Source organism: Tunturiibacter empetritectus, from assembly GCF_013410875.1.
GTDB classification, from domain to species: domain Bacteria; phylum Acidobacteriota; class Terriglobia; order Terriglobales; family Acidobacteriaceae; genus Edaphobacter; species Edaphobacter empetritectus.
Genome location: NZ_JACCCU010000002.1, coordinates 1,131,346 through 1,145,482, shown reverse-complemented (window position 1 = coordinate 1,145,482; position 14,137 = coordinate 1,131,346). Strand labels below are relative to the sequence as shown.

The window sequence follows — 14,137 nt, the reverse complement described above, 5'->3', positions numbered from 1 at the left end:
TTTGGAAACGCAACCGCCCTTGCCTCCAAAATTGGGCAACAAATCGTTTAGGTAATTGATTCTATGCCGATTATTTAAGGCAAAAAATGTACTGTCGGTATAGGAGCTGACGCAGGTTGGGCGTGATTTATGGAATAACCGTAGACAGAGGTTCGCTCTGGATAGCAATTTCCGCCGAATAAACGCCGATTTGCATCCAACAGAAAAGTCAAAGAGTTTGGTAGTGGACCGTCTAGGGGCAGAGAAGCGTTCAAACTGCTGCAGAAATTATGAAACCGTGTTACCTGGCTCTAGTGGACCATGGTGACGGCTGTCAACAGATGCAATGAAACTTGAGTTAGCTAAACCCGATTCCCAAATCCCAGCCCGGAGCACCACATGATCAGCGATGCATTAGAAAAAATCATAATCAAACGAGTGGATATCGGTTATGAACTCACGGGCTCCGATGGCGTCAGTATCGCTGTTTACCTAAACTGGGATCCCATCGAACAGATGTTTCGTAAAGCGGATTTCTCGACTGAGTACATCGAAATGCGAAAGGCCGAAATTGACCGCGGCGGCGAAACAGCAATTGACGAGACCGAGGAATAGCTATGTGCGGCCGTTACTACAGCCAAGGCGACAAACAGCGTATTGCGGAAGCTTTCAAGGTGGGCAAGATGCCGCCCGGCTATCATTTGCCTGCGGATTACAATATCGCTCCCAGCACCTACCAGCCAGTCATCCGTCCGGACCGGGAAACGAGGGAAAGGGAACTGGTGCCGATGAGATGGGGATTGGTTCCCGCCAAAGTCGCCGACCCGAAAGCATTTAAGATTTACACCACCTCCAACGCCCGCGCCGAATCGATACTTGATAAGCCTATCTGGAGAGGGCCTTTCCTCCACACACGTTGCCTGATACCGATCGACGGTTTTTATGAATGGCTGCAACGCCCCGGTCTCCCTCAGCCTCCTGCTATAGAGCCCGGCGAACACGGCCTGTTTCCAGGAGCGCCACCACCACCGATGAAGACGCCAAAACCCAAGGCGGGCTCGAAGCCTGTTTATAAATTCGAGATGAAGGGCCATACGCCATTTGCAATGGCTGGCCTGTATTCACAATGGCGACCACGTCCGGGTGATATGCAGGAGCCGCTGGATACATTTTCCATCGTCACGACGGAAGCGAATGAGATGATGACGGCGATCCATGACCGGATGCCGGTAATCCTCCACGAGCGCGACTATGACCGCTGGCTAAACGACTATGATGAATCGCGGCCGCCCATTGATCTACTGCGGCCTTTCGAGTCGGAAGGCATGAGTATGACTCCAGCAAATCAGCTGGTAGGCAACGTTAAAAATAATGGGCCAGAGATGCTCAATAGTGCTTAGGCCCCACCGGGATCATTTGTTGAAATGACCTCGGGCCCAAAGCCAAAGCGCGAAACACCGGCAGAATTTTCTCAGCGCGCCGACTCTGTTACGCTCAGCATTGCGCGCATCCATGAAGCAAGATAGTAGTGATACGTCGCCCACAATCGCTGCGTCAGCCAGGCGAAGGCGTGGCATATGACTTAATCGAAGGCCTCGAAGGCATGTATAAGCCCTCGGCCTTATGGGAGAACTTCTGACAATCGCAAACTGGGCGTGACGGTCATTGCAGACACGACCCGACACAGTCACGGTTACTCCATCGTTTTTCGCTCGACTACTCAGGCCGACTTTAATTCCCGCGCGTCTTCAGCAGCAGCTTTTCGAGCGGGCTTCTTGGAGTCTGCCGTGGCAATACCCAGCGAGACCGCTTTGTCGACCGCGCCCTCGGTGACACCTCTTTTTACTGCTCTCCTGACCGCTTTTTCGACTTTCTTCACTGCCTTCTTCTTAGCTTTGTTGTTTGCCATAATCCCTCACAGTTATTACTGACGACGCGCAGCTTCCTTCGCGGCCTTCTTTACGATTTTTTTCGCAGCTTTCTTTGCTGGTGTTTTTTGGATGCAGCTTTCTTGAAAGTCTTCTTATCGGGTGCCTTCTTGACGGCTTTCTTGGTCGCGGCTTTTATAGTGGTCTTCTTCATAGTTGCCTTTTTGGCCGCGTTTTTTTTCGGAGCCTTCGCAACGGGCACCTTCCTGACAGCTTTATTTCTCGCAACCGCTTTGGAAGGCTCCTTCTTCAGCACGTCCGTTACCGTGGTTACAGCCGCGCCAGCTGCCGTTTTGACCTTGCCAGCTGCATCTTCCGCCATTGCCATTCCAAACCCAACTGCTTCAGCAACCTTTTCAACTAGTGTCTTCTCAGCCACTTTTCGTCCTTTCAATCTACGTGTTCACACGTAAGTAGGGATTGTAGATGGATACGGGCATATCCGCATCAAACTCTTGAAATTGACGACGAATCCCCTAGTGGCTGGACTGCCCGTAGCAGTACAGGCCGATGTGGGCCTTCATAACACCCGCGTCTTCCAAAATGCTTAGGGCAGTCAACGCGACCATTTCGTTTTCGCCGACAGCTTGCGCGAGCATGGCTGGGCGAATCTCGGGGTCGGGATTGTCGGTTGCACGATTCCGTAGGTACGCGAAAGTTCGCTCGATGAGAGATCGCACGGCGGGCGACCGCTTCAAGCAGAAAGGGATAGTGAATCCTTATTTCTGCATTTCACTGGACCGATCCGTTGGTCTATCCGTTCTATTTTGCGCTATGCCGAATTCAAAGACAGAAAAAGTACGTGAGGAATTATCTCCTGGCGACGATGGTTCACGAGTCGCTCCGCCAGGGGTTTAAGAGCTTGATAGGAAGATCTTGAACATCGCTTTCGTTGCGCGTGACGAAGACTAGGCCGTGCACTACGGCAGTTGCGGCGAGAATTGTATCAATGACGGGCCGGGGCCTCTGGGCCGACCACTCACCCCAGAGCTTCGCGCTGGCAGTGTCCACACTCAAGATCCGGTCTGCAAAGTTCATCTCAAGGCCATCGACCCACCCCGCAATTGCCTTGGCTGCCGATGGGTCGGAGTTCCGCTTGAGGGCCACACCCTTCTTGAGTTCTCCAACTGAAAGGCAGCTCATAAACAAGGCAGTTGGAGACACATTTGAGAGAAATGCCAAAACCCGCTCATCCGGCCGCTTCTTGCGAGTCTCGGACAACACATTTGTGTCCAAAAGATATCGGCTTCGAGATGTCACAGGCGGATCTTTCGTCCTGCATCGCGGCTGCGCTTAACCTCGAAGGAGTCTACCTTGGGACCATTCAACAGATAGTCCCTCAAGTTCGCCCGCTGGACAGTGAGCGCGCGATAGTCCGTGATTGAGAGGACCACGGCATGTTCGGAGCCGTGCCGGGTGATGATCTGCGGCCCTTCCGTATTCGCATCCTCGATCAGTTCGCTCAAACGAGTTTTCGCTTCCTGAACCTGCCACACAGCCATATGCACCTCCACTCCACGGTTCCGACTATAATCATATCACTTCTAGTCAGAATCGCCGTTTTCACGGATTCTCGTAAAAACTCGCCGTATTTCGGAAAGTTCGACTTCGTTTCTGAAGAGTTTATGGCTCTCCACTGTTGAACAATGAGAATTCATGGCGCGGTCTTAGCCTGTTTTTTTTCTACCCGACTAATTCAATCGCAGCCAAATCCAATTCTCTGACAAAATGGCTCGGGTCTAAGGAAATCTAACTGGCCATGTATACGTCATAGTCTCTTCTTCTTAGCGAAGGCAATTTCGACCTTGCTGTGCCTCACAGTCAAAGTGTTTTTCTTTCGAGAGGCCCGCCAGCTCAGACCGCCGCTTTCAATAAAGGCCTGGTTTTCGCTGTAATCGAGTAGTGATTTCTGTGCAATCTCGAAGGCATTCGCCAAAAAAGACAAGCTCACTTCGCCAGTCCAGCTCTTTCCACGTTCAATATTTGATATTTGGTCTACTGACAACTCGCAAAGATCAGCCAGTTCTTGTTGCCCCATATCTCTTTCGAAGCGAAGTTTTTTGATGCGAATTCCGAAATTGGGCTGAACAGGCTCCACATCAAAAGTGTGGAGATTTCACTTTTTTTAAGACACCGAGCGATATTACGAGTTATTATCCCAGTACATTGGGGATAACCTATGCCTATGAAAGCCATTAGGAGGTGAAGTCGAAGAAATCACGTACCGGAATACCCAGAGTGATTGAAAATGATTCAATTGATTCAAAGGAAGGCGCGTTCAACCCGCGTTCTACAAGGCTTAGGAAATCAACTGAAATATCCAACAATTCAGCAAATTGCTCTTGAGTCATATTGTGGCGCTTGCGAATAGAACGCATTTTTTTGCCGAATTGTTTTCGCAGTGTCGCCACAACGTGAAGTGTGAGCGAGGTGCATTAGATAAAACACCGAGCCGCATTACGGATTGACAGTAAATAGCCTTGCCTTGCATACCCGAGTGGAGATCAAAGTCCAAATGATCCAGCAACCCCAAGTACACGACTTCGCCAGAAGGTTTGAATGAGTTCGGAAGCTGCCGCATATTTCCCTGATACTCTGGGGAGCGCCTCAGACGTCGACGCGCCTGCTTCCGCATCGTCTCCCGTCATGGTCCAGCCCAACAGTGGATCAGCTTCACCTGTAGTCGCGGTCCATAGTCCTATCCGGGAGAGCTCTGATGAAGATCTTTTGATTCAGGTGGGGAAGGGAAGCAAGGAAGCGCTGTCTGTTCTGTTTCAGAGACACGCCCGGGCCGTCCTCAGCATCGCCCGCCGCATTCTGAGAGACGACTGCGAGGCAGAAGATCTCTTACAAGAGCTCTTCCTCTTTATCTTCCAGAAGGCAAGCATCTTCGACGCGGCAAAGGGTTCGGGTGCCTCCTGGATCATTCAAATGGCTTACTGCCGAGCTATTGATCGCCGAAGGTATCTGAGCTTTCGCCAGCACTACAATGGTGAGGAGCTGGATGAGGACCGCTTGACAGGTCATCAGGGGCGGATATCGATTGACGGACTTGCTGGGAGAGCGCTCTTGGAGAAGCTTCGCAGGGAGCTCTCGCCTGAGCAGATTCAGACGATGGAGCTTCACTTCTTTGAAGGATATAGCTTCCATGAGATCGCCGAGAAGACCGGCCGAACGTTCGGGAGTGTCAGAAACCATTACTACCGTGGACTGGAGCGGCTCCGGTCCCACATCTTCCCGGGGAAAAGAATCTCGAAGTGAGAGAATTGGTACACAATAGCTCCAAGCGGGAGCCGAGCCGGTGAACCCTCAATGGCATGACGAGTTCGTTGCCCTTTGCGCCCTCTTCCCTTCGGGTGAACTGACAGAGGAGGAGTGGGCTCTCCTGCAGGTGCACCTCGCCTACTGTAATTCCTGCCGTATGGTGTTCGATGAGTACCAACAGCTTGCCAAGGATGTGATTCCGGTGATGGCCGCCAGCGCGGCTTCAGTGCTGGACGGGCCGCCAGGACCGGCGTCGTTTTTTCTGGAAGCGGCTGAGCAACGGCTGATGAGCCGGTTGAACTCCGACGGCCCAGCCGACAGTACACACAAACCACAGAGTAGGAGCTGGAGGCTTCCGCTAGCCCTGATTGCGGCCTGCGTCGCGATCCTGTCCGGCCTGATTGGCCTTAGTCTGCATCACTCAGGGATTCGACCTGCCGTGCGGCCTGTCTCTACAAGCAGTGTGGATGAGAGAACACGGCCAGAGGGGAAGTCTGGAGCCAACAGCGAGCTCAGAGCTCAATTGGAGGCCACCCAACATGAAGTGACAGAGCTTCAACAGCAGATTAACTTAACCAAAGACCTCTATCGGCAATCAACATCTACTGCGACCAACACGGAGCAGCAACTGGAGGCTGAGAAGAGCCAGCGGGTTAAGATCAGCGATGAGCGAGACACTCTTAGCCAACAGCTTGCCGCCGCGCAGACCGAACTCGAATCTCTGCGCAGCCGATCCACAACCTTCGATGTGGCTTCCTCGCAGCAAGCGGTTCAAGCAGAAAGTCTAAAGGCGAAACTTCACGAGGCAAACCTGGCTCTCGAGGAGAAGGACCGGATGCTGGCGCTCGACAAGGAGTTCCTTGCCCATGACCGGGAGATCCGAGACCTGATCGGGGCGAGAGATCTTTACATCGCCGATATCTTTGATGTGGCGCAGACTGGAAAGACAAACAAGCCTTTCGGCCGGCTCTTCTATACGAAAGACAAGTCGCTGGTGTTTTATGGCTATGATCTGGATAAGCAGTCCGGCTTGAAGCAGTCAGTTGCCTTCCAGGCGTGGGGCAGCAGTGACGACAGACAGGACGTCAGTCTCGGCATCTTTTATCAAGACGATACGCACAAGCGATGGGTACTCAGGTTTAACGACACCAAGACGCTGGCGCATTTGAACAAGGTCTTTGTCACGGCAGAGCCGCAGGGAGGAAGCGCCAAGCCAACCGGCAAGCCGCTTCTGCTCGCCTACCTTCAGATTCAACCCAACCACCCATAAAATAGCACCAGCAGCTGATACATAACCTCGACCTCCAACCGTAGACAGGATGAACATCTTTCATCCTAGATTTCCGGAGCATCGTCGTATGAAGCTACTTGCTTGCCTTCTCCTGTCCGCCCTCTGGTTCGTCCCCACGGCGGTGTTTTCCCAGTCGACGAGTGCCACGATCAGCGGAGGAGTCACCGATCCCACAGGCCGTTTTATCACGGGCGCCGCGGTGGAGATTGCCAATGATGAGACCGGCGTGCGGTATTCCGACCAGACGAACACCTCAGGAATGTACTTCGTTCCCATCCTGCCTCCGGGACACTACCATGTGCAGGTCTCGAAGCAGGGCTTCAAGACCATCATCAAGCCTGACGTGGTTCTGAATGTGCAAGGGGCTATCGCGCTGAACTTTGTTCTGCCCGTGGGGGCGACGTCGCAGAGCATCACGGTGGAAGCTGGGTCGTCCTTGCTCAATACAGCGGACGCTTCGGTCAGTACGGTGATTGACCGCAAATTTGTTGCGAATATCCCCCTCAACGGCCGCAGTTTTCAGGATCTCATCTCAATGACGCCAGGCATCGTGACTCAGAGCCCGCAGTCGTCTCAAGCTGTGGGCGCGAGCGGTGATTTCAGTGTGAATGGCCAGCGAACCGAGAGCAATTACTACACGGTCGACGGTGTGAGCGCGAACGTCGGCGCCGGAGCAGCAACGGGAGGTCCTCAAGCGGCGACCAGCGGAGGGATCGGAGCTACAACCGCCCTTGGCACGACGCAAAGCCTGGTTTCGGTCGATGCGCTGCAAGAGTTCCGTGTATCCGGATCAACCTATTCTGCGGAGTACGGGCGCTCCCCTGGAGCACAATTCTCACTGCTTACCCGGTCGGGCACAAAGAAATTTCATGGGAGCGCATTCGACTATCTTCGCAACAATTACTTCGACGCGAACAACTGGTTTAACGACCATTACGGAAGAGCGATCACCCCTTTACGCCAGAACGACTTTGGGGGAACACTCGGAGGCCCAATCCACCTTCCGTATCTTGGTCCGCCTTCGCACCCAAGCTACTTCTTTGCTTCCTACGAGGGGCTTCGGCTTACCCAACCTCAAGCTTCTTCAATTCAGTATGTTCCTGACGCTGCCATGAGGCAGAATGCTCCTCCTGCCATGAAGTCCATACTTAACGCCTTTCCTCTTCCAAGCATCGGCGGCATCGACTACGCTAGCGGTCTTGCGCAGTTCATCGAGCCTTTCTCTCTCCCGAGCAAGATCGACTCCATCAGCGGCCGGATCGATCACGTCGTCTCACCCAAGTCGAGCGTCTTCTTTCGCTTTAGCGATACACCCAGCTCCACCAGCACCCGCGTGCTCTCTGCTCTAACGCAGACTTCATTTGACACACAGACCTACACTGTTGGCGCAACCAGCCGATTATCAAATCGGTTCACAAATGAGTTTCGACTTGGCTACTCCTGTAGCGACTCAAGAACGCAAACGGCGTTGGATTCCTTTGGAGGAGCTACGTCCGTTGACCTCGGAAGCGCGCTTGGGAATGAAGCGTCTGAAACTGCCGGCAGCGCTTTTCAACTGAGCTTTTTCGGTACGGGAACATCGATCTTGCAGGCAATCGGCAGTGTGAATCAGAGCCGACAATGGAATATCGTCGATACAGCCGGTCTGAGCCTCGGGAAGCACCAGCTCAAGCTCGGCATCGACTACCGCAGGATCAAATCTCCACTGTATCCGTCATCTCCCTATGTCTCGGGCATCTATCTCGATCAATCCTCGGTTCTCAATAACAGCGCGGATATCGGTATTCTCTCGAAGGTTCTGCCAGCCACGCCAATATTTAACGAAACCGCGGTGTTCTTGCAGGACGAATGGCATTCGCTTCCAAGGCTGACCATCTCCGGTGGGATTCGGTGGGAGATCGATCCCCCGCCAACCGAAGAGCACGGGAACGACGCCTTCACCCTTCTCGGCGATCTGGCCGACCCTAGTTCGCTTACAGTCGCACCACGAGGGACACCATTGTGGAAGACAAGTTGGTACAACTTCGCTCCGAGACTTGGAGCTGCATGGACGGCTCGGGATCAGCCGGATTGGGAGACGATTTTGAGGACAGGGGCTGGCGTGTTCTTCGACAGCGGAAACCAAATCGCCACAACGGGCTATCAGTATCTCGGTTTCTCCGCAATTCAAATCGGAACGGGCCAGGCATTCCCGGTAACTCCAGCACAGTTGGCTTTTTCGCCTTCCACCACCGCTCCGTATACCAGCACCGCAGTAGTTGCTTTTCCCCCGCATCTGCAACTGCCATATACGCTGCAATGGAATGTGAGCCTGCAACAGGCATTGGGGCGGCCTCAGGCTCTGACAGTCTCCTATGTCGGATCGAACGGCCGGCGGCTATTGCAGATGCAGCAGCTCTCTCTGACAGCGTTGAATCCGAACTTCAGCACCGTGGATGTCGTCCAAACGGGAACCACATCGAACTACCAGGCCTTGCAGATACAGTTCCAGCGCACAGTGACCCACGGCATTCAGGCGCTTGCCTCCTACACCTGGTCTCACTCGTTAGACTTCGGTTCAAACAACGCTTCTCTGCCACTCACTCGAGGGAACTCCGACTTTGACGTCAGAGATAATCTTCAGGGAGGGGTGAGTTGGGAGCTGCCAGGCGAGTACCAGAGGAAGAGTGCGGAAGCGATCCTTGGAGGGTGGGCGCTCGATGGCCGCCTCATAGCACGGACTGCTTTCCCCGTCACTTTGGGAGGCGACCTGCTTACCGATTCGGCAACAGGTAGCCGTTACTATAGCAATGTCGACCTGATCGCAACTCAACCTGTCTATCTCTATGGTTCCCAATATCCAGGTGGACGTTCGATCAATCAGGCTGCTTTCCAGCTTCCGGCAGCGGAGAAGACAGGGAATGCCCCGCGCAACTTCGTAAGAGGATTCGATGCTTCGCAGATCAACCTCGCCGCACGCCGCACCTTCCCTCTGGCGGGTAGCGCAACAGTGCAGTTCAGAGCGGAAGCGTTCAATCTCCTCAACCATCCGATGTTCGGTCTGATCGATTCGACGCTGTCCGATGCTACGTTTGGACAGGCTACTCAGACGCTGAATCAAAGTCTCGCTACCTTAGGTTCGCAATACCAACAGGGCGGTCCTCGCTCTCTTCAATTTGCATTGAAGATTCAATTTTAGAGCGAGGAGAAGCCAATGACCCAACAGAAGATGTGGAAGCGTCACAACAAGTTCTTGATATTCACCCTATGCGTCTTCGCGGGAAGCCTTCAGGCTGAGTTGCGGAGGGCAATCGTTCCGGCAGACTGCGTTACTGTCCGGCACTTTCTCGAAGACGATTTTCGTTCTTCCATTCAGACCAATTCCCAAGGGACTGCTGTTGCGTACCTGGTTCAGGCCCCTAATCTTCAATCAAATCAGAACGATATTCTCCTCGAGCTGAAACAGCTTGGTGCGCCGCAGGGGCAAGTGCAACACTTACTCGCCGGTGCGGATATCTCCGGCTTGCAGTGGCTGAACGATGGCACGGCCGTCATAGTCTTGGCGAAGGATGACGGCCACACCGTTGTTAAACAGGTTGAGATCCCTTCAGGACGCGTCCAGGTCTTAGCGCGAGCGTCTCAGGATATCTCCGAATACAGCGTCGCCGAAGATGGTAAAACCATTGTCTTTGCGATGGAAGAGCCGGACCAAACCCGGAACAAGCTAAAAAGTGCCAGCGACCTCGCGCAAGGCTATAGAATCCCCTTTCAGAGAGAGCAGGTAGCGCTCTTCTTTCGGCGAAAGATCTTCGTTACCCGGAGAGGCGGTACGGGAGGGTGGACCGCACCACAGGCCTTGAGCGTGCAGTCGCCATTTACCAAGGGAACTCTCACGTCTCTTTCCTACGCCCTCAATCTGCGGCTAAGCCTCTCTCCAAATGGAGAGTCGCTGGCGTTAACATATCTTGAAAATTCCAGCCGGATTTCAAACGCCTGGAAGAAAAGCCCGGTAGTTCGGGACATCCTTTCCAGCATTGGAGTAGCGCAGGTTACTGTAGTGGTCGATTTATCGGACGGCGAAACACATCTTCCATTTGAGGGCCCATGGGCATGGAGCATTCCCTTCTGGTCGCGCGACAGCAAGTCGTTCATGATCGCCTCTGTCTCTCCAGTCAATAGCGTGTGGGAGCAGCAAGACCTGCGAGAGCATCGAGGAGCCAGCGAGGCAGTTCACTTATTCGAAGTCAACGTTGCGTCCGGCTCGGTCATACAGGTTCGTTCTGAACTTAATGGAATCTACGATCGTCCCTTGTCGTGGAGATCCGATGACGATCTTGTCCTTCGTACAGGAGACAACATCGTTTCGCGGTTTCAGTATAAGCATCAGAAGTGGGAGGAGTCGTCGCAGATCCATCTTCCCCTTCAGGGGCTCTTCAGGAATGCAGGGCTTGCGAGCGATGGAAGATCTGTCGTAGGAGACTATGAATCACCGGCAACTCCGCCGGAGCTGTTTTCTTACAAAGAGGACGAAGAACAGGTGCAGATCCTGGCCAAGCTCAATCCGCAGTTCGACGAACTGACTCTGGCACCAATCAAAGAAGTGCAGTGGGAGACTTCGACCGGCTATCGTGCCTCCGGCATTCTCCTTCTACCTCCGGACTACAAGCCAGGCACACGCTATCCCTTGGTGATCCACTCATATCCAGCAGCGGGTAATTTCTTTTGCGATAGTGGCTTGAATCACGAGCCTTCATTTGCTCCCCAGCCGATTGCAAATGCCGGAATCATGTATTTGATTCGTTTTTTGCCCGAAGGACCGCAGACAGCGGAGGAACAAACCCACTATCCCAAAGGCCTCCCTGGACTTTTGGGACAAGTAGCATTTCAGGCGGATGTCTGGGATAGCGCCATCGAGCATCTTGCGAAGGACGGCCTCATTGACCGGAACAGAGTCGGAATCATAGGCTTCAGCCGTTCCGGCTGGTATACCGAATTTGCGCTTACACACGGCAAAACAAACTATGCTGCAGCGACCGTCGCAGATAATACACAATACAGCTTGGGCGAGTATTGGATGATCCACACGGATGGGGTTCTGCGCGCTTGGGATGCGATGTACGGAGGCCCGCCCTATGGCGCGACATTGAAGTCGTGGCTGGACTATTCCATCTCGTTCAACCTTCCAAGGGTTCAGACTCCATTGTTGATGGAGGTAATGGGTAACGGCGTGGCGTATGACAACGATGGGGCACCTCCAAGCAATCTCGCTCTGAAGTGGGAGGTCTTTGTCGGACTCAGTCGCCTTGGAAAACCTGTCGAGATGTATTACTATCCTCTGGAGTCGCACCAGCCCGGTCATCCCTTGGCCCGCCTGGCATCGCTAGAACGCAATCTGGATTGGTATCTGTTCTGGCTAAGAGACCAAGAGCGACCTACAGCGATGGACCCTCAGCAATACCAGCGATGGCGTGAATTGCGGAGCGCAGTAAATGCAGAACGCCGGCTGGATTCGCCACACTAGTGTGAACGATTTTCATATCACACAGGAGTTGAGTGTCCAGATTTCCGGCAATCAACTCCTGTATGGAAAGCATGAAGGTTACTCGTCCGCCTCATATGCTCCGACGGAGCTGAGGAAAGCAGGCATGCCACCTTCAATGTTGTCAGGGTTTCTGGTTGCCTTCGGAGAGCCCATGACGGAAGAACTAGCCATGGAGTAGGACAAAACAACTGGTTTCGTATAGCGCATAGAATTACTCCTTTTGTTACTTCCGTATGGGTGATCCATCCGGAACTTGTAGCCTTCCAGAGAAGGCAAACTGTCTAGCGTCTTTCTCAGGTTTAAGGAATGGTGGCCCATCCTGACTTCAACCAGATTTCAAAGAGGGATGTCCTCATGAGAGACAATCCCCACCTGCTCTGATCTTGGGATCCCACTTGACGAAGGAAGCTTTCGAATTTAGGAATGTCGATATATCGATGCCTGGCCAGGAGTGAGTTCGCCACGGAGTCCAGAATTGTGTCTATAGAGAGGGCAAGCGTGACAGCTGGTCCTCGATCGATATAGGCCTTCCTGCGCCGCTCCAATACAACGGAGGGAAGAATGCCCGAGAGCGCTCTACGCATGAGAGCGCGTCTTCGGCCTGGGCGAACGAGCTGATCATTGGGGATGCGAAGGAGGAAATCCACCAGATCTCGGTCAAGGTAAGGAAAACGGTATTCTCTTCTCGAAGATGCAAGGTGGGGGCTGGGAAGGGTCTCCAGTATCGACCACCACGTTCTTCCGTTCATGACCCTACTTGGCAGGAGCAAACCTCCTTCTTGTTTGGCATCAGCCTCGTTCGGTTCCAAGCGGTGGGGGGCCCATGGCGGCAGGTGTATCTTGCCGGATGAACCGCTCCAATAGGCGCGCTGTGAAAACGTAACAGTATCCCAAAGCAGATGTAGGAGCGAGGTGCGCAAACTCAGGCACCAAGGAAGCGTCTTCTGAAACAAAGCAGCGAAATTGCAGGTCAAGAGATAATCGGACAGCTCGGGCAGAGGCGTCGGCACGCCCCCCAAGAGCTCATCTCCTCCGACTCCGGACAAGAGGACTCGATATCCCCGCGATGCCAAGATTTCTTCAAAGTGCTCCCTTTGTTCGTAGGAGCCCCCATCGTTCCCCGGCAGTAGGGGATATCCCCCTGGAGGACAAGACAGCGGAGTGAATGTTGGGCGTGTTGAAGATACGTCGACATGTAAACCCACTTTGCCTCGCTGGGACTCCACAGCCGTAAAATAAGGTTTTTCATCCCAGGCTGGCTCGGAGTCGTCGTAAAACGAAACCGTATCGAGCAGTTGCTCTATTTGTCGCCCCTGATGCAGCCTGAGGGTGTCGGACATGCAAACAATTGCGCTGGAGTCCATCCCACCGCTGAGGTGCGCGAGAATCGGGGCCCCGGGACCGGTGCGACGATCGACAGCCTGTGCAAAGAGCTTCAGGAAATGTTCCTCATACTCACTGTCCTGGTTGTAGGTGATCCGGTCTTTGACCATCCATTGCCAGTGCGGTCTGCGAACAATGGTTCCCTTAGAGAAGATGAAATAGTGCGCGGGGGTCACCGCAGCAATATTGGCGAAGGGTGTCAGGTCGCCGATTGGGTGGCACGACAGGTAGCGTGCCGCATAAGCTTCATCCAGAGGCCTCGACCTTCTATCGGCAAAGAACGTCTCCAAGAAGGTCGACCATACAAGATGGCCGTTTGTTTCTTCAAAATATAGCGTCCGCGTACCGGCATGATCTCTAGCGAGGTAAAGCGAGCTGTTCTCTTGTATCCAAAGAGCGAGCGCCCAGTCTCCCACAAATCTGGCAAAGCACTCCTCCCCCCAGCAACGGAAAGCCCTTAGAATGATCAGCGAATCCGCCGTATCCGTCCCAGGAATGTCCAGCAATTCACGAAGTTCTTTGTGATTATCGAGGCGGCCATCCAACGAGACCATATTGCCGAAGTCATCGAGGAATGGCTGGGATTCCAGATCAGCACGCTGATGAGTACGGTATGACTGAAAGCCCATCCCGACGCTTCCCTTGGCTCGTACAAAGGTCCCATCCAGCGCATAGCGATTAGTCGCGTGAGCTAGGTCGAGTAGTTGCCGCCCCTCGACCAACGCTCCTTCGGTCTTTCTGATTCCGAAAATAACACTCATGACCCACCTC

At 53.5% G+C, this 14,137-nt stretch carries 15 protein-coding genes; 6 read left to right on the top strand and 9 right to left on the bottom strand.

All coding sequences use genetic code 11. The features are described from left to right. The first annotated feature begins 378 nt into the window (after positions 1 to 378). Positions 379 to 594 carry a hypothetical protein gene (locus HDF08_RS17085; RefSeq protein WP_179639785.1) on the top strand — a complete coding sequence of 72 codons (216 nt, stop codon included), beginning with the start codon at positions 379 to 381 and terminating at the stop codon, positions 592 to 594. Positions 595 to 596: 2 nt separating this feature from the next. Further along, positions 597 to 1,379, top strand: coding sequence for an SOS response-associated peptidase (locus tag HDF08_RS17080; RefSeq protein WP_179639784.1), 783 nt, complete (start codon positions 597 to 599; stop codon positions 1,377 to 1,379). 320 nt (positions 1,380 to 1,699) lie between these two features. On the opposite strand, the gene HDF08_RS17075 is transcribed toward HDF08_RS17080, so the two are convergent. The 7 genes from HDF08_RS17075 to HDF08_RS17045 all read right to left on the bottom strand — a co-directional run bounded on the left by HDF08_RS17075 (position 1,700) and on the right by HDF08_RS17045 (position 4,318). Beyond that, the gene (locus tag HDF08_RS17075) at positions 1,700 to 1,888 is read right to left on the bottom strand and encodes a hypothetical protein (RefSeq protein ID WP_179639783.1); all 189 of its coding nucleotides are present in this window, start codon (positions 1,886 to 1,888) and stop codon (positions 1,700 to 1,702) included. 50 nt (positions 1,889 to 1,938) lie between these two features. Next, positions 1,939 to 2,286: a hypothetical protein gene (locus HDF08_RS17070; protein WP_179639782.1), complete on the bottom strand. Its 348-nt coding sequence runs from the start codon at positions 2,284 to 2,286 to the stop codon at positions 1,939 to 1,941. Positions 2,287 to 2,383: 97 nt separating this feature from the next. After that, positions 2,384 to 2,587, bottom strand: a complete 204-nt coding sequence (locus HDF08_RS17065; RefSeq protein WP_179639781.1) for a hypothetical protein — start codon at positions 2,585 to 2,587, stop codon at positions 2,384 to 2,386. Positions 2,588 to 2,738: 151 nt separating this feature from the next. After that, positions 2,739 to 3,167, bottom strand: a complete 429-nt coding sequence (locus HDF08_RS17060; protein ID WP_373563216.1) for a type II toxin-antitoxin system VapC family toxin — start codon at positions 3,165 to 3,167, stop codon at positions 2,739 to 2,741. Further along, entirely contained in the window at positions 3,164 to 3,409 is a 246-nt protein-coding gene (locus tag HDF08_RS17055) for a type II toxin-antitoxin system Phd/YefM family antitoxin (RefSeq protein WP_179639779.1), read from the bottom strand. Before HDF08_RS17055 ends, HDF08_RS17060 begins: the two co-directional genes overlap by 4 nt. A gap of 266 nt (positions 3,410 to 3,675) precedes the next feature. After that, positions 3,676 to 4,005 carry a helix-turn-helix domain-containing protein gene (locus HDF08_RS17050; protein WP_373563215.1) on the bottom strand — a complete coding sequence of 110 codons (330 nt, stop codon included), beginning with the start codon at positions 4,003 to 4,005 and terminating at the stop codon, positions 3,676 to 3,678. Positions 4,006 to 4,102: 97 nt separating this feature from the next. Continuing rightward, entirely contained in the window at positions 4,103 to 4,318 is a 216-nt protein-coding gene (locus HDF08_RS17045) for a helix-turn-helix domain-containing protein (RefSeq protein WP_218884741.1), read from the bottom strand. Positions 4,319 to 4,466: 148 nt separating this feature from the next. Here HDF08_RS17045 and HDF08_RS17040 point away from each other — a divergent pair, with 148 nt between their 5' ends. From HDF08_RS17040 to HDF08_RS17025, 4 genes are all read left to right on the top strand, one after another. After that, on the top strand, positions 4,467 to 5,168 hold the full coding sequence (locus HDF08_RS17040; protein ID WP_179639776.1) for an RNA polymerase sigma factor: 702 nt from the start codon (positions 4,467 to 4,469) through the stop codon (positions 5,166 to 5,168). A 40-nt stretch (positions 5,169 to 5,208) separates the two neighbouring features. After that, on the top strand, positions 5,209 to 6,441 hold the full coding sequence (locus HDF08_RS17035) for an anti-sigma factor (protein WP_179639775.1): 1,233 nt from the start codon (positions 5,209 to 5,211) through the stop codon (positions 6,439 to 6,441). Between the two features lie 88 nt (positions 6,442 to 6,529). Further along, entirely contained in the window at positions 6,530 to 9,640 is a 3,111-nt protein-coding gene (locus tag HDF08_RS17030) for a TonB-dependent receptor (protein WP_179639774.1), read from the top strand. 15 nt (positions 9,641 to 9,655) lie between these two features. Beyond that, positions 9,656 to 11,962: a prolyl oligopeptidase family serine peptidase gene (locus HDF08_RS17025; RefSeq protein ID WP_179639773.1), complete on the top strand. Its 2,307-nt coding sequence runs from the start codon at positions 9,656 to 9,658 to the stop codon at positions 11,960 to 11,962. A 78-nt stretch (positions 11,963 to 12,040) separates the two neighbouring features. Here HDF08_RS17025 and HDF08_RS17020 read toward each other — a convergent pair whose 3' ends face one another. Continuing rightward, positions 12,041 to 12,190: a hypothetical protein gene (locus HDF08_RS17020; RefSeq protein ID WP_179639772.1), complete on the bottom strand. Its 150-nt coding sequence runs from the start codon at positions 12,188 to 12,190 to the stop codon at positions 12,041 to 12,043. A 92-nt stretch (positions 12,191 to 12,282) separates the two neighbouring features. Beyond that, positions 12,283 to 14,127 carry an asparagine synthase-related protein gene (locus tag HDF08_RS17015; RefSeq protein ID WP_179639771.1) on the bottom strand — a complete coding sequence of 615 codons (1,845 nt, stop codon included), beginning with the start codon at positions 14,125 to 14,127 and terminating at the stop codon, positions 12,283 to 12,285. Positions 14,128 to 14,137 lie beyond the last annotated feature (10 nt).